Annotated in this window: 26 protein-coding genes; 8 read left to right on the top strand and 18 right to left on the bottom strand. The window is 58.2% G+C overall.

From position 1 onward, the window contains the following. Positions 1–291: 291 nt before the first annotated feature. From ACAH01_RS08935 to ACAH01_RS08875, 13 genes are all read right to left on the bottom strand, one after another. A complete protein-coding gene (locus ACAH01_RS08935; protein WP_372478945.1) occupies positions 292–2,334 on the bottom strand; it encodes a PQQ-binding-like beta-propeller repeat protein in 2,043 nt (680 codons plus the stop codon). A gap of 1 nt (position 2,335) precedes the next feature. Further along, positions 2,336–2,623, bottom strand: a complete 288-nt coding sequence (locus tag ACAH01_RS08930) for a hypothetical protein (protein WP_170094337.1) — start codon at positions 2,621–2,623, stop codon at positions 2,336–2,338. A 195-nt stretch (positions 2,624–2,818) separates the two neighbouring features. Next, positions 2,819–4,174: a hypothetical protein gene (locus tag ACAH01_RS08925; protein WP_170094338.1), complete on the bottom strand. Its 1,356-nt coding sequence runs from the start codon at positions 4,172–4,174 to the stop codon at positions 2,819–2,821. A 4-nt stretch (positions 4,175–4,178) separates the two neighbouring features. After that, positions 4,179–4,952, bottom strand: coding sequence for a hypothetical protein (locus tag ACAH01_RS08920; RefSeq protein ID WP_372478944.1), 774 nt, complete (start codon positions 4,950–4,952; stop codon positions 4,179–4,181). Next, positions 4,945–6,639 carry a hypothetical protein gene (locus tag ACAH01_RS08915; protein WP_372478943.1) on the bottom strand — a complete coding sequence of 565 codons (1,695 nt, stop codon included), beginning with the start codon at positions 6,637–6,639 and terminating at the stop codon, positions 4,945–4,947. The genes ACAH01_RS08920 and ACAH01_RS08915 overlap by 8 nt, the downstream gene beginning before the upstream one ends. Next, positions 6,636–6,863 carry a hypothetical protein gene (locus ACAH01_RS08910; protein WP_372478942.1) on the bottom strand — a complete coding sequence of 76 codons (228 nt, stop codon included), beginning with the start codon at positions 6,861–6,863 and terminating at the stop codon, positions 6,636–6,638. Before ACAH01_RS08910 ends, ACAH01_RS08915 begins: the two co-directional genes overlap by 4 nt. Further along, on the bottom strand, positions 6,856–7,335 hold the full coding sequence (locus tag ACAH01_RS08905; protein ID WP_372478941.1) for a hypothetical protein: 480 nt from the start codon (positions 7,333–7,335) through the stop codon (positions 6,856–6,858). The genes ACAH01_RS08910 and ACAH01_RS08905 overlap by 8 nt, the downstream gene beginning before the upstream one ends. Then, positions 7,325–7,717 carry a hypothetical protein gene (locus tag ACAH01_RS08900; RefSeq protein WP_170094343.1) on the bottom strand — a complete coding sequence of 131 codons (393 nt, stop codon included), beginning with the start codon at positions 7,715–7,717 and terminating at the stop codon, positions 7,325–7,327. The genes ACAH01_RS08905 and ACAH01_RS08900 overlap by 11 nt, the downstream gene beginning before the upstream one ends. Before the next feature lie 88 nt (positions 7,718–7,805). Then, the gene (locus tag ACAH01_RS08895) at positions 7,806–8,093 is read right to left on the bottom strand and encodes a hypothetical protein (RefSeq protein WP_208628065.1); all 288 of its coding nucleotides are present in this window, start codon (positions 8,091–8,093) and stop codon (positions 7,806–7,808) included. 2 nt (positions 8,094–8,095) lie between these two features. Then, complete coding sequence (locus tag ACAH01_RS08890; RefSeq protein ID WP_170094345.1) at positions 8,096–8,584, bottom strand: hypothetical protein; 489 nt, start codon at positions 8,582–8,584, stop codon at positions 8,096–8,098. Then, positions 8,574–8,915, bottom strand: a complete 342-nt coding sequence (locus tag ACAH01_RS08885; protein WP_372478940.1) for a hypothetical protein — start codon at positions 8,913–8,915, stop codon at positions 8,574–8,576. Before ACAH01_RS08885 ends, ACAH01_RS08890 begins: the two co-directional genes overlap by 11 nt. A gap of 56 nt (positions 8,916–8,971) precedes the next feature. After that, positions 8,972–9,427, bottom strand: a complete 456-nt coding sequence (locus tag ACAH01_RS08880; RefSeq protein ID WP_170094347.1) for a hypothetical protein — start codon at positions 9,425–9,427, stop codon at positions 8,972–8,974. Positions 9,428–9,429: 2 nt separating this feature from the next. After that, positions 9,430–10,872 carry a hypothetical protein gene (locus tag ACAH01_RS08875; RefSeq protein WP_372478939.1) on the bottom strand — a complete coding sequence of 481 codons (1,443 nt, stop codon included), beginning with the start codon at positions 10,870–10,872 and terminating at the stop codon, positions 9,430–9,432. Between the two features lie 515 nt (positions 10,873–11,387). Here ACAH01_RS08875 and ACAH01_RS08870 point away from each other — a divergent pair. Further along, positions 11,388–11,549 (top strand): AbrB/MazE/SpoVT family DNA-binding domain-containing protein, encoded by a 162-nt coding sequence (locus ACAH01_RS08870; RefSeq protein WP_170094349.1) that lies wholly within the window; start codon positions 11,388–11,390, stop codon positions 11,547–11,549. Between the two features lie 207 nt (positions 11,550–11,756). Here the strand turns inward: ACAH01_RS08870 and ACAH01_RS08865 are convergent, their stop codons facing one another. After that, on the bottom strand, positions 11,757–12,347 hold the full coding sequence (locus ACAH01_RS08865) for a site-specific integrase (protein ID WP_372478938.1): 591 nt from the start codon (positions 12,345–12,347) through the stop codon (positions 11,757–11,759). Positions 12,348–12,679: 332 nt separating this feature from the next. Between ACAH01_RS08865 and ACAH01_RS08860 the strand changes: the two genes are divergently transcribed. From ACAH01_RS08860 to ACAH01_RS08840, 5 genes are all read left to right on the top strand, one after another. Beyond that, positions 12,680–12,955, top strand: coding sequence for a hypothetical protein (locus ACAH01_RS08860; RefSeq protein WP_170094351.1), 276 nt, complete (start codon positions 12,680–12,682; stop codon positions 12,953–12,955). A gap of 3 nt (positions 12,956–12,958) precedes the next feature. Beyond that, positions 12,959–13,954, top strand: a complete 996-nt coding sequence (locus ACAH01_RS08855) for a Cdc6/Cdc18 family protein (RefSeq protein ID WP_170094352.1) — start codon at positions 12,959–12,961, stop codon at positions 13,952–13,954. A 164-nt stretch (positions 13,955–14,118) separates the two neighbouring features. Further along, entirely contained in the window at positions 14,119–14,397 is a 279-nt protein-coding gene (locus tag ACAH01_RS08850) for a hypothetical protein (RefSeq protein WP_372478937.1), read from the top strand. Between the two features lie 2 nt (positions 14,398–14,399). After that, on the top strand, positions 14,400–15,164 hold the full coding sequence (locus ACAH01_RS08845; RefSeq protein WP_372480803.1) for a DNA adenine methylase: 765 nt from the start codon (positions 14,400–14,402) through the stop codon (positions 15,162–15,164). 196 nt (positions 15,165–15,360) lie between these two features. Then, positions 15,361–16,542: a Fic family protein gene (locus ACAH01_RS08840; RefSeq protein WP_372478936.1), complete on the top strand. Its 1,182-nt coding sequence runs from the start codon at positions 15,361–15,363 to the stop codon at positions 16,540–16,542. An 812-nt stretch (positions 16,543–17,354) separates the two neighbouring features. Here ACAH01_RS08840 and ACAH01_RS08835 read toward each other — a convergent pair. Further along, positions 17,355–17,660, bottom strand: coding sequence for a hypothetical protein (locus tag ACAH01_RS08835; RefSeq protein ID WP_208628073.1), 306 nt, complete (start codon positions 17,658–17,660; stop codon positions 17,355–17,357). Between the two features lie 247 nt (positions 17,661–17,907). Between ACAH01_RS08835 and ACAH01_RS08830 the strand changes: the two genes are divergently transcribed. Both ACAH01_RS08830 and ACAH01_RS08825 read left to right on the top strand, forming a co-directional pair. Further along, complete coding sequence (locus tag ACAH01_RS08830; protein WP_372478935.1) at positions 17,908–18,264, top strand: hypothetical protein; 357 nt, start codon at positions 17,908–17,910, stop codon at positions 18,262–18,264. A gap of 78 nt (positions 18,265–18,342) precedes the next feature. Then, positions 18,343–18,777, top strand: coding sequence for a restriction endonuclease (locus tag ACAH01_RS08825; protein ID WP_372478934.1), 435 nt, complete (start codon positions 18,343–18,345; stop codon positions 18,775–18,777). Between the two features lie 87 nt (positions 18,778–18,864). On the opposite strand, the gene ACAH01_RS08820 is transcribed toward ACAH01_RS08825, so the two are convergent. From ACAH01_RS08820 to ACAH01_RS08810, 3 genes are all read right to left on the bottom strand, one after another. Further along, positions 18,865–19,380 carry a nucleotide excision repair endonuclease gene (locus tag ACAH01_RS08820; RefSeq protein ID WP_372480802.1) on the bottom strand — a complete coding sequence of 172 codons (516 nt, stop codon included), beginning with the start codon at positions 19,378–19,380 and terminating at the stop codon, positions 18,865–18,867. Between the two features lie 346 nt (positions 19,381–19,726). Then, positions 19,727–20,164 (bottom strand): hypothetical protein, encoded by a 438-nt coding sequence (locus ACAH01_RS08815; RefSeq protein WP_372478933.1) that lies wholly within the window; start codon positions 20,162–20,164, stop codon positions 19,727–19,729. Continuing rightward, positions 20,158–24,579: a DEAD/DEAH box helicase gene (locus tag ACAH01_RS08810; protein ID WP_372478932.1), complete on the bottom strand. Its 4,422-nt coding sequence runs from the start codon at positions 24,577–24,579 to the stop codon at positions 20,158–20,160. Before ACAH01_RS08810 ends, ACAH01_RS08815 begins: the two co-directional genes overlap by 7 nt. Positions 24,580–24,603 lie beyond the last annotated feature (24 nt).

Raw genomic sequence — 24,603 nt, 5'->3', positions numbered from 1 at the left:
CGAGTCGAGTCTTCGACCGGCCAGCGCCGCCTATCGTCGCCGGTCAGCGCGTTTCGCGTGCCCGACCAGCGGGACGCACCCCTTAGGACGTGTGCCTAAGGGCACATCCGGTCCAAAAATACACACCCAGCCCCCGCCCCCGCACCGCTAACTCCAGATGAACCAGTCGAAATGAAGGGGTCTAAAAACTCAGCCACTGCACCGCTACCGAACGAAGCACTCGAAACGATGTCTGTGAATACTGTCGCGGCAAAGCGAGTGTCGACGACTCTGTTGCTGTCAGAGCCGCTTTCAGTTGGTTATTCTGCCGGCGATACGACTGACTGCGGTAGTGAGTCGGTCCCGGTATCGATACGCGACGATGAGCGCCCCGCCAGCGAGGACGACGAGTCCCCCGGTCGATCCACCGCCCTCGCTGCCGGCTGCACCAGTCGGCCCGCCGAGGAAGCCACTGGACTCGAACGTCTCGAACGGGACAGTCCCGTTGAACGCCGACCCGTTGGCAAACTCTCCGGAGTAGCGTAGTCTCGCATCCTCGGAGAGTTCGGTCCCGTTCGTGGAGATGATCTCGTCGAGTTCTCCCTCGTAGTACTCACGCGGCTCCTCGAATTCCTGCGTGTCGTTGTAGACCGGATCGTCGGTCTCGTTGATGATCGTGTAGTTCACTTCCGTCACCGGCTCTGGCGATCGGACGACGACTTCCTGTCCGTCGGACTCGTCCTCCAGCTCTTCGAAGCGAACCTGCAGGCGTTCCGGAATGGTGGGTGTCGGCGTCGGCGTCGTCTGGTTCTCCCTCGCGCCGACGACGAGCGTTTCCCTCGGCTGACTCCTGTTTGCCTCGAAGCCAACCCGCTCGTAGTACGCCAGCCCATCGATGACCGTGAGGTTGTACCGCTGGCCATCCTGTAGCCGTACGAACGCGCTGTCGTTGTGATTGAACGTCGTCGTACTGGGTGGCGAGGGCCGCCAGACGATGAGCTTCGGATCGTCGCTGAACCGGCGATCGGTCGTCTGGTCGTCGAGGACGAACCGCTGTTCGTAGGTACCACTCTCGTAGAGTGTGAAATCGACGCCGCTGGCCGAACTCCCTCCAACCGTCATCGAACGGGACGCATCCGCGTAGCCAGACTTCGAGACCGACAGCGTGTATTCACCAGGCGAGAGCTGGAGTGAGTATGCTCCAGATGCGTCCGTTTTCGTCGACTGGCCAGACGTGGCACTGATCGTCGCGTTTTCGAGTGGGTCGCCGTCATCATCGGTTACTGTCCCAGAGACGGTCGATGGGATCGTCGCAGTGCCGGCAGAGACGGTGTATGCCCTGATTCTCACTGCGTTTCGCTCCCACACCTGTGAACCAGCATCGCCGTCGACGCGGACGATGTAGCCATCAATGTCGCTGGCATACACATCCCCAGACGATCCGGACGACACGTCTCTAAGCCATCCTGAGTGGGTATACGTCCAGATTCGAGACGGACCACTTGGATCGATCTTGTGGACTTCGCTGTCCTCGGCGGCCGATAACAGATTGCCGCTGTCGGTCACCTCCAACCCGTTCACGTCGTTCGAGTGGCCGTTATACTCCCAGACTTTCGACCCGCTGCTGGGATCGAGCTTCCGAATGTAGCCCTTGTAGGAGCCGTAATACACTGCATTCCCACTGTCGACTGCCATCGACAACACTTGGTTGGAATCTCCTGTGTACGTCCACTCGTTAGTGCCGTCCGGATTGACCTTGTGTACTTCGCCAGAGCCGCCCGCCACGTAGATGTGGCCCGAGGCTGCTGTTTCGACGGCTTCTACCGTCGAACCGTAACTGTACGTCCAGACGGTCGATCCGTCACTGGGATCGATCTTGTGCAGTTCGTCGTCCTGTGAGCCGGAATATACGTAGCCGTCAGGACCGATGTCGATAGCACGAACTCTGTACTCGTGGCCGGTATAGTTCCACATCTTCGTTCCGTCAGTCACATCGACCTTGTGGACTTCATCGGCAAACGTCGCATACACGGCACCATCGCCAATTTCAGAGTCTCTCACCGAACCAAGGTTGTTGGGTCTGCTATAGGTCCATTTCACCGTTTCGTTGTTTGCGGTAATCAGTTTGAGATTACCATCGCCTCCGCCAGTAATGACGACGGGAGTGCCGTCGTCGGCTGCCGCCGCTGTTCCGACACTACCGGAGAGTGGGCCGACCGGAACGCCAGCGAGGACGATCAGCACCGCAGCCACGACCGTGCCGCACTGACGGATGAGCCGCTGCCAGCCACTCGTGTCATATCGTTCGTTCAACCACGATCCAGCTGCTATCGAGTCGGTGTGTGAGTCGGACATCTCAGTGAATCCCTTCTGCAATCCAGTTCCCTGCCTGTTCGACCAGTGAGCCGCCTGCGAGGTCGACGATCCCGAGATGGGCTCCAGCAGCCAGCACGATCGACAAGATGCCGATGATGACCGACGCAATGCGTGCCCAGCGAGCCAGTACGACCAGTACGCCAGCCGCTTCCCGCAGGTAGTAGAGAGCAACTGCCGTCGACGCCAGCCCAGTAACGAGGACGCCCTCGATGCCGAGCAGCGGCGCGATCAAATCGGCGAGCCACTGCACCAGTTCGTAGACGACCATCACGCGACCGCGCCTCCGCAGTACTGCACGCGCTCACACGGGGGTCCCCCCTCGACTCCTATCTGAAGCACGCGCGCGTGTGTAGCGGGCAGCTCGATCGGCTCGACGGCACCGTATCGACCGGATCTCAGATTCGAACCATACCGCCGAATTCGCTCATAATTGGCGCGTTTTTCTGAGCGAACCAACCGGTCGTCAAACACCGCTGACCGCCTCCTGCCAGTTGCGGAAGTCGATACTGACCTCCGCATCGAGTTTGGCCTGTGCCTTCAGATTCGGCCACTTGACGGGCGCGAAGTGCGGTGCCTTCCAGATGATGCCCTCGCCAGCGTCCATGTCTGACGTGAGATCGGAGTTCAGCGGGCAGGAGCGATCACCAGGCAGCGAGCGACCGATCGGCGGTTTGTTGCCGTTCATCGTCAGCCGCCAGCGGATCTTCTGCCGACCGAACTGGTGAACCTCGGAGAGTGCGTGTGCCTGATACCCGAAGCTCACCCGCTTCTTACGAGCGTCAGCGTACTTGTTTCGGAACCAGCGGAGCTTGTCGTAGTGGTCGTGGACGCCCTTCTCGGCGTCGGGGTCGAAGATGTTTCCGGCCTCGTCGAAGTTGATGAACGTCGGATGCGGGAACACGTCGCCGGAGATGCGGTGGGCGACGAACGCGAACCACCACTGATCGGCATCCGTCGGCTGATCCGGGCCGTCTTCGTCGGGAGGCGTCACCTGTCGGTAGTTGAAGTAATTGAACTTCGACACCTCTCGACATCCTCGATGCAGCGGGTCCGGAAACACGACGTAGAACTGGCCGGGCACGAGCTGGCCGACGAGATCTTGGATCGACTCGTACCGGATCACGTCGCGGGCGATCTCCTCGGGGCGGACGGTGAACTCGTTGACGGCGACGTTCTCCGGAACGATCCGGACCTGTGTGTCCATTCCCTCCGGTATCGCAAGCGTTGCAAACGGGGCGAACGCGAGCCATTCGGTGCGTTCGTTGGTTCCAGACTCGTCGACGGATTCGGCCCAGAGGCACGTCTCGTTGTTGACCTCCATCCGCCAGAGCACCTGTGAGAGAGCGAGTGTCGACTTCCCGCCACCGGGCTCGCCGTGGACGAACAGATCCGTGCCTTTCACCGCTCGAATGTCTTGGACCCGATCGGCATCGTCGGCGATCCACTCCAGCGTCTTCGCGCGGTAGCGAGGGTAGCGCTCCAGTGCCTCGTGGCTTGGATTCGGATCGCGGAAGTCGTAGTCGACCTTGCCGACGAGCTTACGGAGGAGTTCGAGATCGCGCTCGTCTGTGTGAACGATCGCGTCCACGAACGCTCGCGGGAACTTCGCGACCGCCGCGTCGTTGCGGTCTGCCTGGGCGAGGTACTTGTGCAGCGGCGGGACTGCAAAGTGCCGGTGGAGCGCTTCGCCGTCGTTGTGGTTTGGCGCTTCCGGATCGCCGAGAGCCTGACACGATTTCTCGTGTGGCTCCGTGACCGCTCGGAGTTGCTCTCGAATCTGTGCCTGTGTGTCTGCCTTGGGTTCGATGAGACTACTCATTGAATCACCAGTCCGGTGGCTCCGTGTCGTTGTGCTGGCCGTTCTCTGGCATCTCGCCGGCATCGCCACTCAGAGCGCGAACTCCGGCTCGGAACTTCGGGAGCACGTGATGAGCTGCGAAGAGCCGTCGAGCCCGCTCATGTTCCGGTTGCGCGCCGGTCAGAACCTCGACGGTCGGTTCCTCCTCGTAGGCGCGCTTCGTCCACTCACGGCCCAGTTCGCCGTGTGTTGCGAGCAGGAGGTCGTCTCCCCAGTCGAGGATCGCTGACCGGCTCTCGAACCCGTCCAGGAGCGACGCCAGCGCACGCTCTTGCCACTCGTCCAGCTCGCTCATTGCTGGCCGCATGGCGAGGTAGGACTGGCGTGTCGGATCGTGCTCGGACTCATCCTCGGCTTCGCTGACGTATTCAGTTGCCTCGTGGCGAAGCCGGCGGAAGGCGTCGACGTGGGCCGGCTGAAAGTAGTTCGCCAGCAGCCGCTCGCGTAGCTTCTCGGCCACGTCCTCGTCGAGACTTCGCATCTTGCCCCGACGGGCACACGGTCGAACCATCGCGGCGACGAGAAGCCCCTGTGTGCCCCGAAACTGGCGAGCGAAGTCCCAGTAGACGCGTGCGTCGACACGGCCCAGCGTCCGCATCGTCATCTCCTGTAACCACGTCAGCACGCGATCCTCGTCACGTAGCCCGCCGGTGAGCAGTTCGTCGAACCGCTCTCGGACGTTGTTCGAGAGAGTGACCAGCGCCGGCCGGAACGCGTGAGGGCGCTCGCTTTCAGACATCACTGTCACCACCGTCGGCGGTCGCTGGGGGGTTCTCTCGGCGGCTCTCGGTCAGATCCTCGTCGTCACCGTCGCCGTCACGCATCGCGGCCGGAACGTCTTCGTCGGGATCGAGGATCTCCTCGACGAGCGTGCGGTCGTGATCGGACACTTTCTCGTCGACATCGCGCTGTTTCCGGACCCGCTCGCGGTCGAGTTGCTCTTTGACCTCCGAGAGGTGTTTCGCGTCGTCGACATCTTCCGCGTACTTGACCATCGTGCCGAAGGCCGACCGGAGATGCACCGGGGCGGGCTTGACGGCGGCCTTCCCGTCAACAGGGTGGGCAGCCCAGACCAGCAGGCCGACGCTCGTGACGGTCGCGACCGTCAGGAAGCCCGCAACGCCGAGCGCGACAGACGCGACAGCCAGTGTGATGGCACCAGCGATCGCCAGCCACTCGCCAGCGTGTTCACGATCGAGCGGTGGCCAGTCGAGCCGCCAGCCTTCTGGCTCGTAGTACAGGAGCTTCGCACTCTCTGGATCGACGAGGTAGAGTTCGTCCCACTTCGAGTCGTCCTGCATCGGGACGCGCGTTCGGAGTTGGTCGACGTTCGCGAGGCGAGCACTCTTGCCGAACACGCGAGCGAGGAACGGGAACAGCCCCGGCTTGACGACCGAAACGCCGTGGTTCGTCCGGACGATCTTCTCCTCGCGAGCTTCCGCGTCGACTACGTCGTAGGCGTCGTCGCCCGTCGGCGACTCCGCGTGTTCCAGCGTCGGTCGTAGGAACAGGGCGGCCGAGATGTTCCGTGTGTACGTCTCCAGCATCACGATGCCGATGACCGCGACGACGTACAGCGCCAACACGAACTGGGCGTTGACGACGAGATTCGCGAGGTTCTCGTAGAACAGCAGGCCACCCAGCCCGGTGAGGATCGAGAGGGCCAGGAACCAGGGACCATAGCCGTACTGCGGGCCAATCCCTGCCTCGTCGAGTGCCCGCTTGCACGCCCAGCCGACGGCGAACCCGCCGATGAGGATCCAGACGAGGAAGTCGACGATGACGCTTGAGAGATAGTCTCCAGCGCTGTCGATGTCCACCGATTGGGTGGTCGCGATACTCCGGTGGCCGAAGTTAGCCCATCGCGCGTACTCTTTGCCCTCGATCCACATCGTCACCCGCACTTCGTCGTCGTGCTGCCGGAGCGGGACCTTCACTGTCGGCCGTCCGCGCTCGAAAGTGACGTTGTGTGTGACGTGGGTGACGTTCCGGGCGACCGGAACTGTCGTCGTCGTGTTTCCCTGCTGGACGACCTTCTGGTCTCTCTCCCAGTAGGCGACGTGTACAGTCTCCTGCTGGTCTTCGTAGACCCACGTCCGGAGGTAGACGGCGTTCCGACCGACCGTGTGGCCAGGCGGAAGGTACTCGCCGGAGTCCGACGAACCCACGTCGGCAAAGGGGTTGTTCGCCGGCCAGTAGACGACCCAGAAGAACTGATCCTCGCCCATCCGAACGCTCGGTGGCGAGTTGCTCATCCGTGGACCAGTGTCTGTGAGATCGTCGAGGGTGAGATCGTCACCGCTGGCAGTGGCGTTGCTCGTCGCGTTGGTGGTCGTCTCTGCGGACTGAGCCCCGACCAGCCCGATCACGGGGGCAGTGGCCAGCAGGGCAACCAGCGCCAGCAGCGCGATGGACGTGCGGGTCATCGCGTGGTGGGCTCCTCCAGTTCCCGCGCTCGCTTGTCGACCCGATTCAGCGCGACCAGTAATCCGAGCAGCGCCATCACGGCGAGCCCGGCGAGGACGTAGTCGCCGGTCCTCGCTGCGACTCCGCTCATGTAGGCGACCGATCCGAGACCGACGAAGCTGGCGAGTGCCTCCGGTGCGATCGTCGGACGGGCCAGCGTCCGGAACGAGTACGGCTCAGTCATCGGCCACCTCTGTGGTCAGTCCGATGTCGTCTCTGGCGTCGTCGATGGCGACACGGCGATCTCGGTCAGCGGTCGCACAGTCACCCGAGCAGTACGTCCACTCGGCCGTCTGGCGTTGGAGGACGACAGACAGCGGGCCGAGAGTAGCCCGCCGTGGTGTGGCCGATGCGTGGCACTCGATATACTCGTCGACACCGCCACGGCTGGACTGGGCGCGAATGTACGCACCGCAATGGTCACACGTGCTTTCGATCTCTGGCCCGCCGTCGAGGTAGGCAACACCGAATCCGAAGACGAGGCCAACGCCAGCGACGGCCAGTGGATCAACCCAGGGACCACCCCGGACGACGGTCTTGAGGAGGTCGTTCGCGGCGTAACCGAGCGCGCCGATCGCGAGAGCGATGCCGAACCACCCGATCGGCGAGAGATCCGACAGTCGGACCCGATCGACCGACACGAGGCTATTCGACAAGGTCGTCCACCTCCACGAACAGCAGGATCGCGCCGACGATCATCACCGCGAGACCGACGAACTGGGACGAACTGAGCGAGACGACTCCCGAAAGTGCGCCTGCTCCCAGACCGGTGATACCGAGGTTCGAGACGGCGAAGGGGTGACCGACGACGAACTCGAAGCCCGCGGCAAGTAGGTCGCCGAGCTGGATGAGCCCCGTCGAGACAGCGGCCCCGAGACCCATCGCGACAGCCATCGTCCACTGCGTTGTCCGGTCCCACGCTACCTCGAAGTCGTCCGACCGAGCGTAGGCGACGGCGTAGCGGCCGACGAACACCAGCGCGAGGACGCCAAAGAGCGCGCCAGCGCCGGCAAGCAAATCGAGGCTCCCGAACGGCATCACGGCACACCTCCCGCGTGGCGGTGAGTAGTACACCCTCTCGGTGAGGGGTCTCGGTACGGCCGTGTCGATGGGTACTGTGTGTGTCTCATCTGTTTTCGAGGTACTCCTGGGTCCGCTCGTAGAGCCGGTCGATCTGGACAGCGACGAAGACACTCGCCGCTGCGATCAGCAACCTCGTGCCGAGGTCGCCGTAGCCCAGTTCCGGCAGCAGCGTCGACGAACTGGTCGCGACTGCCGGGAACCAGTAGCTCGACGTGGCGACGATGAGGCCCCAGATGGGCTCGAACCACGCGAACCCGAACTGGCCAAGCGTACCGATGCCGACCGCCAAGCCGGTGAGCGGATGCCAGATGAAGTTCTTGAGTCGTTGCATGGCTATCTCAGTCCGAGGAGATCGATGACGCTGCTACCGACCGGCAACTCTCCAAGCAGTGCGATACCGACCCGATAGATCAGGAACAACGTCACCGCGCCGGCACCGATGACGAGTATCGGCGCGGCTGGGCCGGCACTGGCCGCGAGCGTAACGACGATCTGGTTCAGTGCGGCCCGTGCGCTCAGTACGTTCAAGCCGGCCACTCCGAACGCCTGCCCGAGTGCTCGCTGTGCGAACGTCAGTGACGCAACGAGGTAGTCGAACGCGCCGAGGACGGCACTCGTGACCGTCGAGACGATGTTCAGAATCCCGTTCAGAACGTAGAACGAGATGATGCTGAACACGAACCTGACCGGGTTCCGCAGGAACCGAAACAGCGTCCCCAGTGTCGATTGGATGCCGTTGCTCCGGAGAAACTGGACGAGCGGTCCCAGCGTTTCGACGATCGTGCGGAGAGTGACGCCGTCCCGGCCGCCGTTAGCGGACACGGCTGACCACCTCCGCGATGATGTACGTCGTCACGAGAACGATCCCCAGCGCGACTATATAGCCGGCTGGGCCGCTCTGGCGGACAAAGTCGCCGGCACTCGCGAAGGCTGCCTGGACGACTTCCGGTGCGAGTATTCGCACGTCGACGAACCGGCCGAGGAAGTCTGCCAGCCCCGACAGCAGCGAGATGGGCAGATCCGCGAGGCCGAGGATGACACTCACGACGCCAGTGAAGACCGCGCTGGCGACGGTCCCGACTCCGACTTCGGCGATGCGACCGAAGTCGAGACGGTAGCCGTCCGCACGAAAGAACTGTCGCCAGTCAACCACGGACGGTCACCCCCGTGACGTGGCCGCTACGATCGGATTCGGGACCGGGCATCGTGCTACTGATCGTCCTCCTCTGGCCCGCCAAAGCCCGGTGTCGGGATGTCGAACGGGAGTCCTGGAAAGAAATTGCCCGTGTCTTCCTCGCTCAGGTACGCCGAGATCGCGTAGACCGCCAGCAACACAGAGCCGACGCCCAACGCGAACGACAGCGGCCCGAGGTTGAACATCCCGTCGGGACCGATGGAGACGGCGGTGCCCAGCGCTCCGGCGTTGATGATGGTCGCCGCCCCGCCGAACGTGGCTCCGATGAGATCGCCCACTTCGCTCGTGAGCGAGCCGACCGGGACGATGATCACGTCGGCAATAGTCAGCACACCGCTGGAGAGGGCTGTCCCGCCAGCCAGCAGGACAGCACCGATCCCCTGGAAGACGACGCCTGCGAGGGAGTCGGCTCTGGCTGCTCGATCGAACAGACGGCGAACACGAGAGCCGCCCGCACCGGAAGCGGACACGGCTACGACCCTCCGGCGTAGCGTCGCAGTCCGACTGCACCCAGGACCGCTCCGACGACGCTGATGGCTTTCCCGAACAGCGACGAGAAGAACCCGTCGCCACTCGTACCGGTCGGCCCCATCGCACTCGTGTCCTGGAGAGTGTCGACCTCCTCGTTCTGATAGAGGATGACGAAGTGAACGCGCTGATTCGTGTCGGCCGAGACAGTCGCCAGCTCGTGTGTCGTGCCCTGCGAGTTCAACGAACTCCCGTAGCTGGTGTACTCGGAGTCCGAGACGTTGCCGAACTCCGTGCCGCTATCGGTGTCGGAAGCGACCTCGGCGACCTGATATCGTTCACCGGGAAGCCCCTGCTCGAACTCCAGCGTGAGTGTTCCGTGCGAGAGGTCGATCGGCGAAGGGACCTGCAGGTCCGCGTAGAGTTCGAGCTTCTGTGGATAGCTGTACTCGTCGGCCGACGTGACGTTGATCGAGTACTCCGACTCGTCGGTGAGATCGGCGAACTCGTATCGCACGTCGTAGACGTGCAGATCCTTCAGAACCGCGCTGTCGAACTCGCTCCCGAGGGTATCGAGACCGGTGATGTCGGCGGTGCCACCCTCGTAGTAGTCGGTGACAACGGTCTGTTCGAGTTCGCCGTCGCTGTCGGTGTCGCGCTCGATTTCGGCGAGATCGTACTCAGACTTCTTGTCCAGATCGAGACCGGCGACAGTGACCGTCACGTCGTTGTCGATAGCGACAATCTCGACCTTCTGAATGGCGTCAAAGCTCCCGTCACCGGAGCCAGCCAGTGGGAGGTTGCTCAGGCGCTCCTGGAGGACGTAGCCGTTGCCGGTACTGTTGGCGATGATGTCCGAGGCGTCGGCGTTCTCCGAGCCGTTGATCTCGGCGTAGCGGTAGTCACCGTCTCCGTCGACAGCACGCAGTTCGGCCGTGCCCGAGAGCGTCTCGACGTTCAGTACGGTCGAGAGGACGCGCTTGTTGGGGTCGTTCGTGATACTGACGTTCTCGGAGAGCGTCGCCGTCGCGGTCTCTCCGGAGGCAGCCGAAGCAGCGAACTCCAGTTTCTCGACGCCGTCGGCGTCAGCGTCGGCGACGCTCATCGACGACGATCCACCAGAGGAGGTCGTCCAGTCGGTGGCGACGGTCCAGTTGGCTTCGTTGTCGACTTCGCCGGAGACGCGGGGGAACTGCGTGTACACGTCGGCGTCGATCTTGTCGAAGCGGACACCGACGGGCGTGTCCTGTGACTGGTTCACCGTCGCCGGAAGCGTGGCGACCTCACCGGAGTCGTCGTAGTACTCCAGCGGGCCGTCCATCTCGTCCATGTCGTGACTGGTGACGACCAGCTCGTCTTCGACGATAGTCGGGTTGGGCGTCTTCTCCGAGGTGAAGTTCAGGCCGGGCTGGGCGGCGGCCGCCGAGCCGGCGATGGGCGATGCCACGAGCGTCAGGGTCAGGAAAATCGCGAGTATCGTGTTTCTCATTCGTTCTGTGAGCGGTTTCGGTCGCTACCCGTGGTTTCGGCGCGAAAACGGAGGTTGCACACAGTGTCGTCGAGCCGGGAGACGACTCCAGCGGCTTCGATGGGTCTCACGCGCTTCCTCCTGGGGCAGGTTTGTCGACGAGATCGCGGCTCGCGCCGCCGGCTTCTCGACGGGACCGCACGCGCCGCTGCTCGTCGACGTTGTGCCAGTCGATTCGCCAGTTTCGACTGGGCCGTTCTGGCCCGTCAGCCGGCGGTTCGTCGCCGCCGGCAGCGTCGTATCGCATGGGTAGGGGTACTATCCGCGACGCTTGGTCGCGGATACCCGCGCCATCCGGAGCCGTGGATAAAGCATCAAATAAAATAGCTATGCGGTAGCTGAGCAACGGCTACGTGTCTTCTACGGAATAGCTATTAATCCGCTACATACGGTGGCAATGCTTTTTGATCCCCACGTCACACATTTAGCTGTCTATGGGCCGTAAACCATGCTCGCGGACGGTGACCGATCTCGGGGGAAGCGTCGGGGTCAGTATCCCGAAAGGGCTCGCTGACGCGTTCGAAATCGAACAGGGCGACGAGGTCCTGATCGAGTGGGACATCGACGACGGCAAAATGATCACGCGTCTCGACTGAGAGTCACTTTTCCCGGCACATCTCCCGAAAACCTATCACATCAGTAGTCACATCCACAACTACCGCCTCGCCGGACCTGCTCGGCGGTCGTCACTGTAGGATGTGACATCCGCGAGCATGGAAACCGACCGGGCCACGAAAGAGACGTTGCGGGGCGACCCTTTCCGTGTGCTGGACTGTTCTACGGAGATTTAGAAGTATCGGCGATCACAGTTCTGCGAACGCCTCGTCGATCACGTCCTCGCTCGGCGCGTTGAGGTAGGGCTCGATCGCGGCGAAGCTGTCCCAGCCGCCGACGGCCATCACGACGCGCGGGTTCATCTGCTGGTCGACCAGGAGGCGCTGGGCGAAGCGCCGCCGGAGGTCGTGCGTCGAGACCTTCTCGAAGTCGTCGTCGCCAGTCTGGTCAGCTGCACGCTCGGCGGTCCGACGGACCACCGCGCGGACGCCGGGCTGGGACAGGTCGACGAACGGGTCTTTCGGCGCGATGTTGTGCTCGTTCTGGTAGCGCTGGAGATCACGCTCGACGCTGTCCGGGAGGTAGGCGTCGCGAGGCTTCCCGCCGTTCCCGCTCGTGTCCTTCCCGGCCTCGACCCGAAGGCGGTACTGGCCGCTCTCGGTCTGCTTCACGTCGACGGGACGGACCTGCGGGATCTCGAAGGCGCGTAGGCCGACGAACGCACCGAGCTGGATGATCAGGTCGTCGCGCTGGCTATTCGTCGCTCGCCGGAGGTCCTCGATCTCGCCGTCGGTCAGCCAGACCTTGTGTTCGTTCCCCTCCGTCGCTTCGATTCGCATACCGATTTCTTCGCAAGTCGTTACTAAAGTGATTCCGAACGGTGGGATCGGTCCCGATACACCCCGCGTACCGAGTGAAAATCCCGGCGTCTGTTACGACTTGTGCAACAAGTCGTCTTTCGCCCGCTCCACTTCTGATGTTCTCTCTTTTTGCTCTACTTTCACTTTCACTCTGGACGTGGCGACCACCTATTTACCAACTCGTTCATGCCACGAATATGGAAGAAAATAACCGAGAGATGTTTCGTCAACTCCGATCGAAAGCCGTCGATCGGTACGAGAGTGGGCGATGGGATCGAGACGCCGCGATTGACCTGCTACGGCACGCTCACATGACGTACCGTATCGAAGCACCCGACGACCAGATCGTTCGCGGCTATCGCGACCATCAGGACATCAAATACTGTCCGTTCTGTGGCTCCGGTGCTATCGAATTTTACGGGTGGCTACCCCACGATGACGAACCCGACAGGCCGACCGAGCGACTCTTCGACTGCGATAACTGTGGGGGGTTCAGCGTCGATGGCGATGTCGTGGGGGCCGAACGCAACGTCGCCTTGCCGCGGGAACTGTGTGAATCGTCTGACCAGTGGTACGCCAACGAATGAGCCATGATCACGAACGCCAAGGTCTTCCGACCGGAGTATCCGCCGCGGGACCTGTACCATCGCGAGGGACAACTCGATCACCTCTCGTCGGTTCTCGACCCGACGAGGGTCGGTCGCCCCGAGGATGTCTGTATCTTCGGCCCCAGTGGCGCGGGAAAGACGACGATCGCGAAATACACGCTCGGCCAGTTAGAGAAGGAGGCGTTGAATTTGCGATGGGCGTACGTCAACTGCATGGCCGACAACACACCTGCTGCAGTCCTCTTCGAGATCATCCGAGAGACCGGTCTCGGTGCCGACCTCAAGCGCGAAGGGACGGCGTCGTCGGAGGCCGTACGCCGACTCCGAGAGTGTGACGACCACATCATCGTAGTCCTCGACGAGGTCGGATCGATCGACGATCAGCCGTTGCTCGCCCTCTGGAACGTGCCGAACGTCTCGCTCATCTGCATCACAATCGACGAAGACAAGTGGTTCACAGAGCTCAGTACGAAGACGAAATCACGGATGCAGAGCGCTGAAACTGTCCGAATGGACAAGTACAGACACACCGAACTCGTCGACATCATCGACGGCCGCGTTGAACACGGACTGGTCGGCTCGCGGCTCGCCGACGGGGTTATCGACTACATCGCGGACCTCGCGGCCGGCGATGCTCGTCATGCAATCGCACTTCTTCGTCAGGCCGCTCTGCACGTCGAACGCAACGAGAGCAACCAGCTCACCAAACCAGTCGTGGATGCAGTCGCCGACGACGCCGCAAGTGAAATCCGCGATCGAAATATCCGGTCACTCGGTTCGCACCATCGTCTCTTGCTCCGAATCATCCGCGATGCCGACGGGATCGACAGCGGGACGCTCCACGCCCGCTACGAAGACCGCGCCCAGTCGCCGAAGGCACGGTCGACCCGCCGACGGTATCTGCGGAGCCTCTGCCAGTCGGATCTGATCGAACGCGATGGGAGTACACAGGACAGCCGATACCGACCGCTCTGTTGATCGCGAAGCCTGCCGATTCGGTCACATTCGGTCACTGTTCGGTCACCTCGCATCGGCCATTTCAGCGCCGAATAGTGCCGAATCGCTCGAAATAGCCAGCTATCGTGGCGATTCGGTCACCCGCCCGCCGCAGCCCTTTTACCATCGGTCTAGTCGATTCAAACATGTCGCGCTCACAGCGGCCAGATCAGACGACCCGTCGACGAGTCGGCGACGAAGATGTCCGCGTTCGTCTCTGGCGATCCGACCCAGAGTTCGCCGCTCGGATCGAGATTGACGCCGAAGAGCCGTGGGTGTTCGGTGTCGACGCTGAGGGGATCGCTACGCCACTGACGACGGCAGCGGCCACCGATACTGTCTGCGATCCAGACATCCCGGGATGGGTGACGGAGATCCTCGTCGGGCTCGGCGTGGTCGACATTCAGACGCGAGGTGATGCTTGACGATGGTCGACGCTGTCTTCCCCTTCCCAGGTGGCAAGAGCCGACTCGCGTCGTGGATTCTCGACCAGGTCCCACAACACGAGTGTTTCGTCGAGGTGTTTGGCGGCGCTGCCGGTGTCCTGGTGAACAAAAACCCCGACACGAGCACTGTGGAGGTGTACAACGACCTCGACGAGGATCTCGTACACTTCTTCGAGGTGCTCCGTCAGCAGCCCGACGAACTGGTGCAATGGCTCTCATCTGTGCCGTACTCGCGGGCAATTCACTCCGAGTGGGCCGAAGCGTACTACCAGGGCTACCGCCCGAAAGAGGACGTCAAGCGGGCCGGCCAGTTCTTCTATCTCCGCTACGCGCAGTGGGGCGGAGCTTACGACGGACAAAACGGCTTCGCAACGAGCAAGGTATCGAATCGGGCGCTCAGCTTTGCGAACAAGATCGATCGGCTCCGGGAGTTTGCCGACCGGTTCGAGGATGTCGTCGTCGAGAACCTTCACTGGCAGGCACTGGTCGAAAAGTACGACAGCGACGAGACGGTGTTCTACTTCGACCCGCCCTACGTCGGGACCGAAGACTACTACCCCACCAGCGAGATCGTCCACGAGGAACTGGTTGGGATGCTCAGTGACCTCGATGGCTACGGGATCTGCTCGTATCAGGAGCTCCCCGAGGGTAGTTCGGATTTGAGAGTGCTGGCCCGTGACAGCAAGAACTACATCAACAGTGGGACAAGCGGCTCGGCAAACGAGACGCGCGAGCGGTTACTGTGAACTTCGATCCGGTCGACCAGTGAGTCTCGACGGTTGTGGCTGTGTTTTGCGGCAACAGTGCGAAAGTGCCGGATCGACACGGTGTTATCGTTGCGTATAGGGTGCTGGGACACAACATTCTCTTCTCTTGCAGGACCTTCTTTGCATTTAGAGAGGCTAAATTCATTTACCTCGCGAAAATAGGGACAGTACGTGCATGAGAGATAGCGAACTCGAAGACTCCGCACCCGGTGATCTCATCTCCTACGGGCGGGAGTCGTACTACAGGCCAGATCCACTCCCACCCTCGCGGGATCTCGTATTGGATTCGGAGTTCTACGACCTGCTGGCCGATGCCACGTTCTGGCTCGGCAAGCTGAGCGGCGTCAGCCTCGAACTCGACTTCCCGCCTGTCCTCTACACATCACTCCTCCGGAAGGAAGCGATGGAATCAGCTGAGATCGAAGGCGCTGATGTCGACTATAATGCCCTCTACAGCCTCGAAACGCGAATTCTCGATGAGACGGACGGCGACACGCCGATCGAAGCTTCGACGAGCAGCGCGGAAACGAAGGACACACGCGAAGTCCTCAACTACGAACAGGCGGTCGAGGACGGGATCGATTCGCTCGATAGCGGCGAGACAATCTCCGTTTCGCTGCTGCACGGACTGCACGAGGCACTCCTCACGGACGTTCCAGACGACCGCGTTGAAACCGACACCATCGGTGCTTACAAGACAGTGCCGAATCATCTCGGCGACTTCCTTCCACCGGTTCCGAGCGAGGTCGACGGCCTCATGGACGCTCTCCTCACCTACTATCAGACCGGTGGGAGCTATCACCCACTCGTCGACATCGCCCTGTTCCACTACCAGTTCGAAACGATCCACCCGTACGGTGACGGGAACGGACGGCTCGGCCGCCTCCTCATCACGCTCCAGCTGTACGACACTGGGCTACTCGAACGGCCGAACCTCTACCTCAGTGAGTACTTCAATCGGAACAAAGCCACGTACGTCGATCGGATGGAGGCGGTTCGGACCCGCGGCGACTGGGAGCGCTGGCTGTCGTTTTTCATCGAGGGTGTCGCCCGGCAAGCCGAGGAATCGGTCGACCGAACGCTGGCACTGGACCGGCTTCGACGGCGTTACGACGACGAGTACGGCGGCGTCCAGTACGCGAAAAACCGGCTCGCGTGCTCGCTCTTCGAACACCCCTACGTGACGACGAAGACGGTCGCAAAGCGGCTCGACATCGAGCGGTCGACGGCCTATCGCGCGATCGATACTCTCCAAGACGAGGGTGTCTTGGAGGAGGTAACGGGGCAACAGCGCAACAAGGAGTACCGCGCCCGGGAGATCTTCGAGATTCTCGAACGGCCGCCACAGACGTACTGATACTGCTGGCTGTCACTGCTTCAAGATATTCGCGATACGGAGTCGCGAAATGCTTCACAGACGGACAGCCGGCGGTATGAATTATACTGGAAATTGAACGATGTACACACCGGTCGCACTGCTGTCGTGCGATCGGATGTGCATTGACGTTCAATGGCTGCGACAGTGAAGAACAGCCACATCCAGACGGAAACTGCCGCGCGTTTCACTTTCACTTTCACTCCGCGGCCGTGGCTCGCCTCTTTTACCCACCAGTTCCATGGGACGACTGCGATGCAAAGGCACGCGATAGCAGTCGATCGGGAGACGGGGAATCGACCGAAAACGTGTGTACACGACGACCAGTGGACCTCGATCGTCGTCAAACAGCAGCCGACGGGGCGCTGGCTCGCTTCCCAGGATGGCATCCCGGTCGAGGGCCGCGGGGCGTGTGCCAGCGAAGCAGTGGCGGATTTCTGTGAATCCTTGCGACATGGCCCAGCTATCTGAGATTCCCGCGCTGATCGAAGACGGGTGGATCATGCGGTGCCCGAAGGGTCACGCCGATATCCGGGACAAGCAAGGGCCGACCGTGTACTGCCAGAGCTGTGGTTCGGGATATGACTACGAGGAACTCGTAGACACTCGGACGTAACGGGTGACGTTGTTCGCTGTCGTTCACTCGTGATCGAGGGCGACGACGACACCGATATCCAGTTGCCGAGCCTGGTCAAGGTCACGACCGCGGTTTTCTTTTTCTCCTCAGCGCGAATTGTTTCTGAAGTATGCTTCTCTGTCGTCGTGACATCTCACACCCCTCCTCATGTATCAGTTTAGCCGCGAATGAAGCTGGAACCTCGTTCAACCAGTCGACGGACCGACGGATATTCGAGAAGAACGATACCAGCGATGAGCGCTACGGGAGCAAAGCTGGGGTCAATCTCAACGGTGAAATACTTCGATGCTCCCATGAGGAGCAAGAACATCCCCATCACAAGCCGAAACTGCATTTTTCGGGACTCGTAGAGTGCGAACTCGACGGCCGCTCGAATTGCCTCACTGTCGGCGTCTGCACCAGATTGCTCTTTCAACTCCTCAACTTTCTCCTCGTCGATTCGGGCGCTGTACGTTGGTGGCATGTGATTGTCCACTGGCGGATGGTACTTATATCACATAGGTCCTTCAGTAGCTGAAATTGCTCTTTTCGCCTGTAAACGCTCTTCTCCGTCGTGTTTACACCTAAACTGTCTAGTCGACTTATACCGACACCAATCTGAAAGCTACGCATGCCCGATCGAAATCACCGCTGTATCAACACCAGCTCCGTCAACGAGATTGCTCAGTATCCGAAGGCGGTTCCCCTGGTCGGAGTGGAGGGACGCCGAGATGACTGAGCCGGTTTTGCTACAGCTCGAATTCGTCTTTTCAGTCTGGATCGAAGAGCTCCCGGATATCGTCCTGCAACATCTGACGCCGTTAGCACTCGTTACGCTGGGGTACTTTGTCGAGAAGCACTACGTGAGTCGAACGGCAGTCTTCGCCAATGCCCTCGCGATCAACGTGCATGTTCGTGATGTCGTCAGTCCACATCAACTGGTTGTCCTGTACGCGAACCTTGGACTGATCATGGCTGCTGTGGGGATGTACACCTACATCGAGAAGAATTCGCTCGGGAGTGATTACTATCTTCTCGCACAGGGCTACGGTTCACCTGTCGTGGCATGTGTTATTCTCCTGTTCTGAGAGTGTTTCAGCTGATTTGTGGCACTCTACTCATCAAGACGGTCGGTTTTATCTCCCTGATCGTTCTGCGGGCTAGAAATGACCGGCATCGTGATCTTCACCGCGGGGCGGGAGGACGCGTATCAGGACTACTGTCGCTCGGTACAGGAGGGCTACGAACCCGAGGAACTCGCCGACTTTCTGCCAGAGGACTTCACGGCACGAGCGAGCGACGACGAGCCAGTCCGGGTCTGGGGAACCTCGGTCGCCGACAAGTGGCGGAAAGTCTCACGGGGGGATATCGTACTGGTGTACCGCGACGGCGGTTTCATCGCCCAGGCGCGAGTCCTGTCGAAGCGCGACGATCTGGCGCTCGCCGAGCACCTGTACGACCTCGACGGCAATCCGTGGGATCTGGACAACCCCTGGCAGTACCTGACCTTCTTCACCGACTTCGAGGAGATCGACGTCGACGTAGCGCCGTTCAACGAGCTGGTCGATGTCGATCGCTTCGTCAAATCGCGGAAACGCTGAGGTAGATAATCAAGCATAATCTAATCCAGTACCTATCTGGACTGATGGCCATCTCAACCACACACAGTACTATCAGTCTCTAATCCTTCAATCAGTCCTCAAGAACTGGTCCATAGCCTCTTCAAGTATCTCTTGATGCTTACGTACTGTTTTTCTAGTGTCCTCGCTGTGATCAGCGAGTTTAATTTTATCAATCATTCTGTTCAGATGTTCAATTTTTTGCTTAGCTCTGTTGTATGGTCTCTCTCTGAATTTCCTTTCTTCATCGCTCAATATTTGACAAATACCATCGGGTTCATCTATAGCTATAGTCTTGGATTCAACAGAAAGGCCTTCTCCATCCTCAAAATTCAGATACGGTTTAAATTTCTGTATGAGGTCCTTTTCAGCTTGAACATCTTGATCTGTTTCCCACCACTCTATTCTGTCTATATCCCATATATCAAGCCTGCCATAGCTTACGACGCTGGAATCTTGCCTAATGAAGTGTTGACGCAAGCGACTTCTGAGGTTACTACTTCGGCCAACATAGGCAATATCACCGTCTAAATCAATGAGTCGATACACTCCGGAAGTGGTTGGAACATCTTTTAAATCATCCATCACGGTCAATCACTTGTTTCAGTAAATCATATGCGGGATGTTTTCTTAGGACATCACCACACTCAAGACATTTTGTAAAGAGACTACCGTTCTTATCCCAGTATTCTGATCTCATTGATACAGTTTCATTTACCGAAGTAAAGTGACCACTCTCGTAGTGACAATGATGGAATTCTGCACCTCCACATTCGGGACAGGGATCGTTCATATCTGTCCAATCATCTCGTTTGATACCTTCTATTTGAAATGATTGGTTCTCTGACTCAACCTGAAATTTTGTCACTACTGTTCACCTCTTGCAAGAGATATTTTGACAGACTCTGGTTAAGCGTTGTGGCTAATCGACCTATTCAGGGGGCTCAAACAACATCTCGAGACACTTCATCACCGAAGATTCATGGGTGCAGTAATTTGTGGTATCCTGATGAAGATCGTTCAGCTGGAAGCGGCCAGATTCGAAGTATATCGCTTTGTTCGATACCACGGCAACCTCTGGGATGCTCTTGACATAGTATACATTCATGGTCTCTTCGTACAGGTCGATGTGGCGATGATCAGAATCGTCTGCCTCCACACAGATGCCGAAATCCGTACTTGGGTACAGGGAAGGAAGTTTGTGGAAGTACTCGCGGTTTGCCCTGTGTTTAGCATGGTTGTCGACTTCGACCTTCTCTATATCATTCATTGCGAGCACAATAATATTTATTCCATCATCAGCTAAACGCCCACCAATATGTGTACCGACCTTCGTCATCGGAAACTGCTTGCAGTCGAGACCTACCATTGGAGGAAGAGCACCTCCTCGGTCTGATTGTCCAATCGTGCCCAATGTGTTCCTCGTCTAGTAATCTCTTCCAATTCATTGTCTTGGGGCTCTCGATCAATGAGATACTCGCCTATATGCTCAAGCAGACAGTAACTCAACGCCTCATGTTGAGGAACATCACCGATTGTGTGGTCGAGTTGTAGGTTGATCTCGCAGCTATCGATGTCCTGTGGCACGAACAGGGAATGTATGAGTTCCTCCCCAACCTCCTCAAAGATCGATGCATAGTTCGTCGCGATTTGATCTGGAATCTCGGTCGTTCCCGCTGGGCTCAGGTCTAGCTTTCCTTCAACACCTGCCTTTGCTAGCTCATGTTTGAGCGAATAGAGGTCGTCCTCACAGCCAACCTCTGTTGCCTCGATTCGCTCAAGCGTTGAGGCGACCTCCTCGGCGATTCGTCGCTGTGATGGGGGATAAGTGATGTCGAGCGACTCTTGTACAATGCCTTCAATGTTGTCGAGTGCCTCCTCTCGCACCGCTTCCTCTCCCGTTTCAAGTGCGCCTACGTCAATCTGGTCCCTGAACTTCTCACTGACTGTGCTTGATGCCCACAGACGTTCGTTCAGTACCTGGGGATTGTGGAGGGCTCGATAGAGAGAATCAAGCACCACGCTTGGTCTTTCTTCCAGATACTCGAAGAACAGGTCAACGATTCCTTGCCCACCTTCCGTCTGCTCGAACACGTTTACCCTATTAGAGTCCTCATCGTATCCGTACAGAAGGAGTGAGGATGATATTCCAGCAACATCCGAAATTAGCACTGTAAGGAGATGGGCCGTTGTCGTGCATATCGACTCTCGACCTGATATCTGATCGAAAGACCTGTAATCACCAGCAGCTGCCGAAACATCTGCGGGCATCAGACGTGCATTCAGGTTCTCAAGATCGCCCTCAGCGATGTCCTTGAGCCATGTGATCACTGCCTCAAGATCCCAGTTCACCGACCGAGTGTCCAACCGATATCCTAATTTGGGAACCGAACTATCATACCGAATCGTGTATCCATCGCGTGATTGGTCTGGATAGTACTCCGGATCTGCTGTACTACCAGCCTGTTTCATCGGAGTGACGTCCAAACTGACACCTTCAAGCCATGCATCAGCGGTCACATCTGCTAGTGTAAGATAGCCAGATGCGGAATGTCTCGCGCTGGAACTTGACTCGATTCCAGTCTTGATGTTCGCCTCTGCGAAGAGCTTCGCCGGTGTGTAATCACCGTCCCCACTCTGGTCATCGATGTCAGTCTTGATACAATAGGAAGTCTCGTCAAATGGATAGACGCTTTGTGCCTTCTCTCCGGACAAATCCTTTATTTCGTTCAAAGACAATCGGGTTGGTTGTCGAATGAAATCTCCCCGACTATCACCACTAATACCGGACATATCGAGTTCGGGGAGATCCGCGTCTCCCGAGTTGTTCACATCCGGTTGGAAGACATGACAGACACCGACCCCTTCGCGGTGTTCCGCTTTGAATGGAACGAACTGGGAAAGAATCGCTGTGATTGATTTCTCATTTCGCTGTCGTTTGGTGCTGGCCCCTTCACTCGGCCGCTCTAAGGTAAAATACTTACCAGCATCGTTGAAGTAATTCGGCGGAATGTACCAGATTTTTCCGTGTCCCTCTTCTTGGAGCTGATCGGTCGTCGTAGATCCATCAACGAGGTCCGAATTTAGTTGGAACTCAGAGGAGTTATTATTTATCTGTAAGCAACGGTCGTAGTAGTAAGCTGCTCTGAAGAGACTCTTAATTGAAGATAGCTGTCCATGGTTCGCGACATATGCACTCTGATATTCCTCGATTTCGTCAAGAGCTTGTTCCAGATAGTAAAGAAAGCGTCTCCGACGTGGAAGTTCACCGAGTGGCCCCTCCTTCATTAATTTGACAACAATGTCTGCCGCATCTTCAACTGACTCTGCTTTTGATTTCGGATAGTCACCTTCGTCAAATTTCCTCTTATTTGCCATCAGAGTCGCACTCACGCTATCTGCTGCGTCAACGAACTGTTCATCAAGCGTCGTCGGATCATCTGCCCCGATAATTTTCTGAAGCTTCTCCCGAGCGTCGGCTTCCAAATCCTCGGTACCGAATGCCTCCGGCGGTACCATATCGAGGAGCTCAAGTGACTGGTTAGCCATCTTCCGGATGAACTGAGCGATTGCGTCCTCCCGAAGTAGAATCTGGTCTGCGTCCGCGTCCAAGAACACATTAAGTTCCTGAATTTCTTTATTAATCTCCTCAATGGCTTCTTGGACCTGAGTGCGGATCCGATTTGGTTTCTGACCGTCTTGAAGGAGCGTTTGCATTCGCACTGAGATGTCAACAAGCTTGTCAAGCTCGGTTCGAGGATAGAGAAGGAACCGGGCGAAATTATCCCACCCCAACCGATGCATAAAGTAATTCTCGATGAATTCGCTTGCCTTCTCGTCCTCTGCCCAGTTCCCATGGATTTCGTTCTGGAACTGCTCCAGATCATCATAATACTCTCTGAATCGATTATGCATCCATGTAATGATGTGATTCTCTGTTCGCAGGGGGGTTGTCACATCAGAATCAACAAACCGATCGGCTCGATAGTGGAAGTTTCCGTCGCCAGCGAAATCGGAAAGATGTGTGAATACGTGCCCAGATCCACCTTTCTCTCTCGCCGCTCGACCAGCGCGCTGCCTGAATGTCGTGATATTCTCTGGTGCTCTATACTGCGAGACGAAATGAAGATTGTCGATGTCCACCCCTACTTCAAGGAAATTCGTGCTATGGATGATATCGGCGTTGTCGATTGCATCGACACTCTTGTCGGCGTCGGAGTACATCGGGAGCGGGTTCTTCAGCTCTCTCGCGTCATCTTGGAACTGGTGGCCGGTCGCCGACGCGAGTTGCTCCCAGCTGCCTTCAAATTCGCCAAGGTGATATTGCCATAGTTCCCTGTCCTTATCGGCGTTACTGAATTGACTGGCAAGACGATGGATTTGACTTTTACTCTGGATGAACGACAGGAGCTTTCGCCGTTCACCCGTCTCCGCATCCAACTTGAGCAGGGTGGCGTCCTCTGGCCAGTCGGTATCATTTCCAGGGTGTGCCTGCTGAAGCAGTGACCGCCCAATCATCATCGCATGTTGCAGGTACTGCGATGCGACCCCAATATTTCGATCGCGGTCGGTCAGCATGAAATAGTAGTGAAGCGCATCATCGATCTCGTCATCAATGTCGTCCTCGTACGGATCCAACAATTCGACAGACTCAGGTGCTGCAGTCAATGAATCAAATCGATCGGTATCTGCCCCATTGAACCCGAATAACTTTCGAGCGAACGATTTGGGATTTTCTACAGTAGCACTTGCCCCAACATATACCGCATTTTTGTCCCGTCGCTGCCGTATGCTGCGGACGATTTCAGCGACGTGACTACCGCGCAGACCCTGATATTGGTGAATTTCATCGAAGATAAAATAGTCAGCATCTAAGGTAATATCATAATGAGGTTTACTAGAAAGTATTTCGAGCGATTCCAAGGTTGTCAATAGAATGTCTGGAGTGTCGTTATCATCATCCTTGATAGCGTTCCGATGCAATACTAACTCGTTATCCAAGAACCTGATTCCACCCGAGCCCGCATCGCTAGCACCAGGTTCGTATGTAACGTACCCTGGATCGGCTCTTGGGACAGTACGGCGTTCTACGTACAACGTCGACTTCTCATGTTCCCAGTGGCTAGCCACTTTCACTTCGCCAGGAGTTCCTTTAGTGTCTACGAAGCTCCTCCCATCCGAGACCACGTCTGACTTTGAGTATGGCTGTTTCCCCATCCAAGCTCCCACCGATATTTCACGATCAGTCTCAATTTTGTCGGTACTATTGTTCTTATACACTGCCCGCAGAATGCGCCCTAACTGATCTTTCAGGAGTGCTCGGCTGGGATACACGATAATCGCTCGACTTCCGCCTTGGAACGCCACATTATGATAGACGGGTCCGAGAAAGGCAGCAGTCTTTCCAAATCCCGTCGGAGCGCTGATGACTGCTGCTCTGTCTTCTGAGATGGAATCGTCACGGACATCACTCAGGTGACTATTTAAAACCTGCCAGCTTTCCAATTGAAACCGCGAGGCGGAATTTTCATACTCGAAGAACTGCAATATCTCTTTCGCAGTTTCTGTGGCAAGCCTGTCCGGAAATTCCTGTAGTTCTCGGAACTGAGGTCTGTCACGTTCCTCTCGTACGTACCGAAGCGACCCAGTCGTGTAGTGGCTTGGATCGTCCCTTTGTGAGTAATTGAAAAGGCGTTTGTTCTTAACAGTCGCTCTTAGAATCTCCCTCACATCTGTAGGGAGGTTTAAATTATCAAAGGAGGAGTTGTAATCGAAATGTCGCACTTTGAGCGCTAGTTGCCATGTGGT

The sequence above is a fragment of the Halomicrobium sp. HM KBTZ05 genome, assembly GCF_041530035.1.
GTDB lineage: Archaea > Halobacteriota > Halobacteria > Halobacteriales > Haloarculaceae > Halomicrobium.
The sequence above is the reverse complement of the archived record's forward strand: the minus strand, read 5'-3'. Positions and strand labels throughout refer to the sequence as shown.

Excerpts from the sequence above, each read along its gene's own strand:
- ACAH01_RS08840 (WP_372478936.1), top strand. The coding sequence starts at position 15,361 with ATGAGAGATAGCGAACTCGAAGACTCCGCACCCGGTGATCTCATCTCC.
- ACAH01_RS08850 (WP_372478937.1), top strand. The coding sequence starts at position 14,119 with ATGTCGCGCTCACAGCGGCCAGATCAGACGACCCGTCGACGAGTCGGC.
- ACAH01_RS08815 (WP_372478933.1), bottom strand. The coding sequence starts at position 20,164 with ATGGTAGGTCTCGACTGCAAGCAGTTTCCGATGACGAAGGTCGGTACA.
- ACAH01_RS08865 (WP_372478938.1), bottom strand. The coding sequence starts at position 12,347 with ATGCGAATCGAAGCGACGGAGGGGAACGAACACAAGGTCTGGCTGACC.
- ACAH01_RS08925 (WP_170094338.1), bottom strand. The coding sequence starts at position 4,174 with ATGAGTAGTCTCATCGAACCCAAGGCAGACACACAGGCACAGATTCGA.
- ACAH01_RS08830 (WP_372478935.1), top strand. The coding sequence starts at position 17,908 with ATGACTGAGCCGGTTTTGCTACAGCTCGAATTCGTCTTTTCAGTCTGG.
- ACAH01_RS08820 (WP_372480802.1), bottom strand. The coding sequence starts at position 19,380 with ATGGATGATTTAAAAGATGTTCCAACCACTTCCGGAGTGTATCGACTC.
- ACAH01_RS08835 (WP_208628073.1), bottom strand. The coding sequence starts at position 17,660 with ATGCCACCAACGTACAGCGCCCGAATCGACGAGGAGAAAGTTGAGGAG.
- ACAH01_RS08935 (WP_372478945.1), bottom strand. The coding sequence starts at position 2,334 with ATGTCCGACTCACACACCGACTCGATAGCAGCTGGATCGTGGTTGAAC.
- ACAH01_RS08895 (WP_208628065.1), bottom strand. The coding sequence starts at position 8,093 with ATGCAACGACTCAAGAACTTCATCTGGCATCCGCTCACCGGCTTGGCG.
- ACAH01_RS08825 (WP_372478934.1), top strand. The coding sequence starts at position 18,343 with ATGACCGGCATCGTGATCTTCACCGCGGGGCGGGAGGACGCGTATCAG.
- ACAH01_RS08870 (WP_170094349.1), top strand. The coding sequence starts at position 11,388 with ATGGGCCGTAAACCATGCTCGCGGACGGTGACCGATCTCGGGGGAAGC.
- ACAH01_RS08855 (WP_170094352.1), top strand. The coding sequence starts at position 12,959 with ATGATCACGAACGCCAAGGTCTTCCGACCGGAGTATCCGCCGCGGGAC.
- ACAH01_RS08915 (WP_372478943.1), bottom strand. The coding sequence starts at position 6,639 with ATGACCCGCACGTCCATCGCGCTGCTGGCGCTGGTTGCCCTGCTGGCC.
- ACAH01_RS08930 (WP_170094337.1), bottom strand. The coding sequence starts at position 2,623 with ATGGTCGTCTACGAACTGGTGCAGTGGCTCGCCGATTTGATCGCGCCG.
- ACAH01_RS08900 (WP_170094343.1), bottom strand. The coding sequence starts at position 7,717 with ATGCCGTTCGGGAGCCTCGATTTGCTTGCCGGCGCTGGCGCGCTCTTT.
- ACAH01_RS08910 (WP_372478942.1), bottom strand. The coding sequence starts at position 6,863 with ATGACTGAGCCGTACTCGTTCCGGACGCTGGCCCGTCCGACGATCGCA.
- ACAH01_RS08845 (WP_372480803.1), top strand. The coding sequence starts at position 14,400 with ATGGTCGACGCTGTCTTCCCCTTCCCAGGTGGCAAGAGCCGACTCGCG.
- ACAH01_RS08920 (WP_372478944.1), bottom strand. The coding sequence starts at position 4,952 with ATGTCTGAAAGCGAGCGCCCTCACGCGTTCCGGCCGGCGCTGGTCACT.
- ACAH01_RS08860 (WP_170094351.1), top strand. The coding sequence starts at position 12,680 with ATGACGTACCGTATCGAAGCACCCGACGACCAGATCGTTCGCGGCTAT.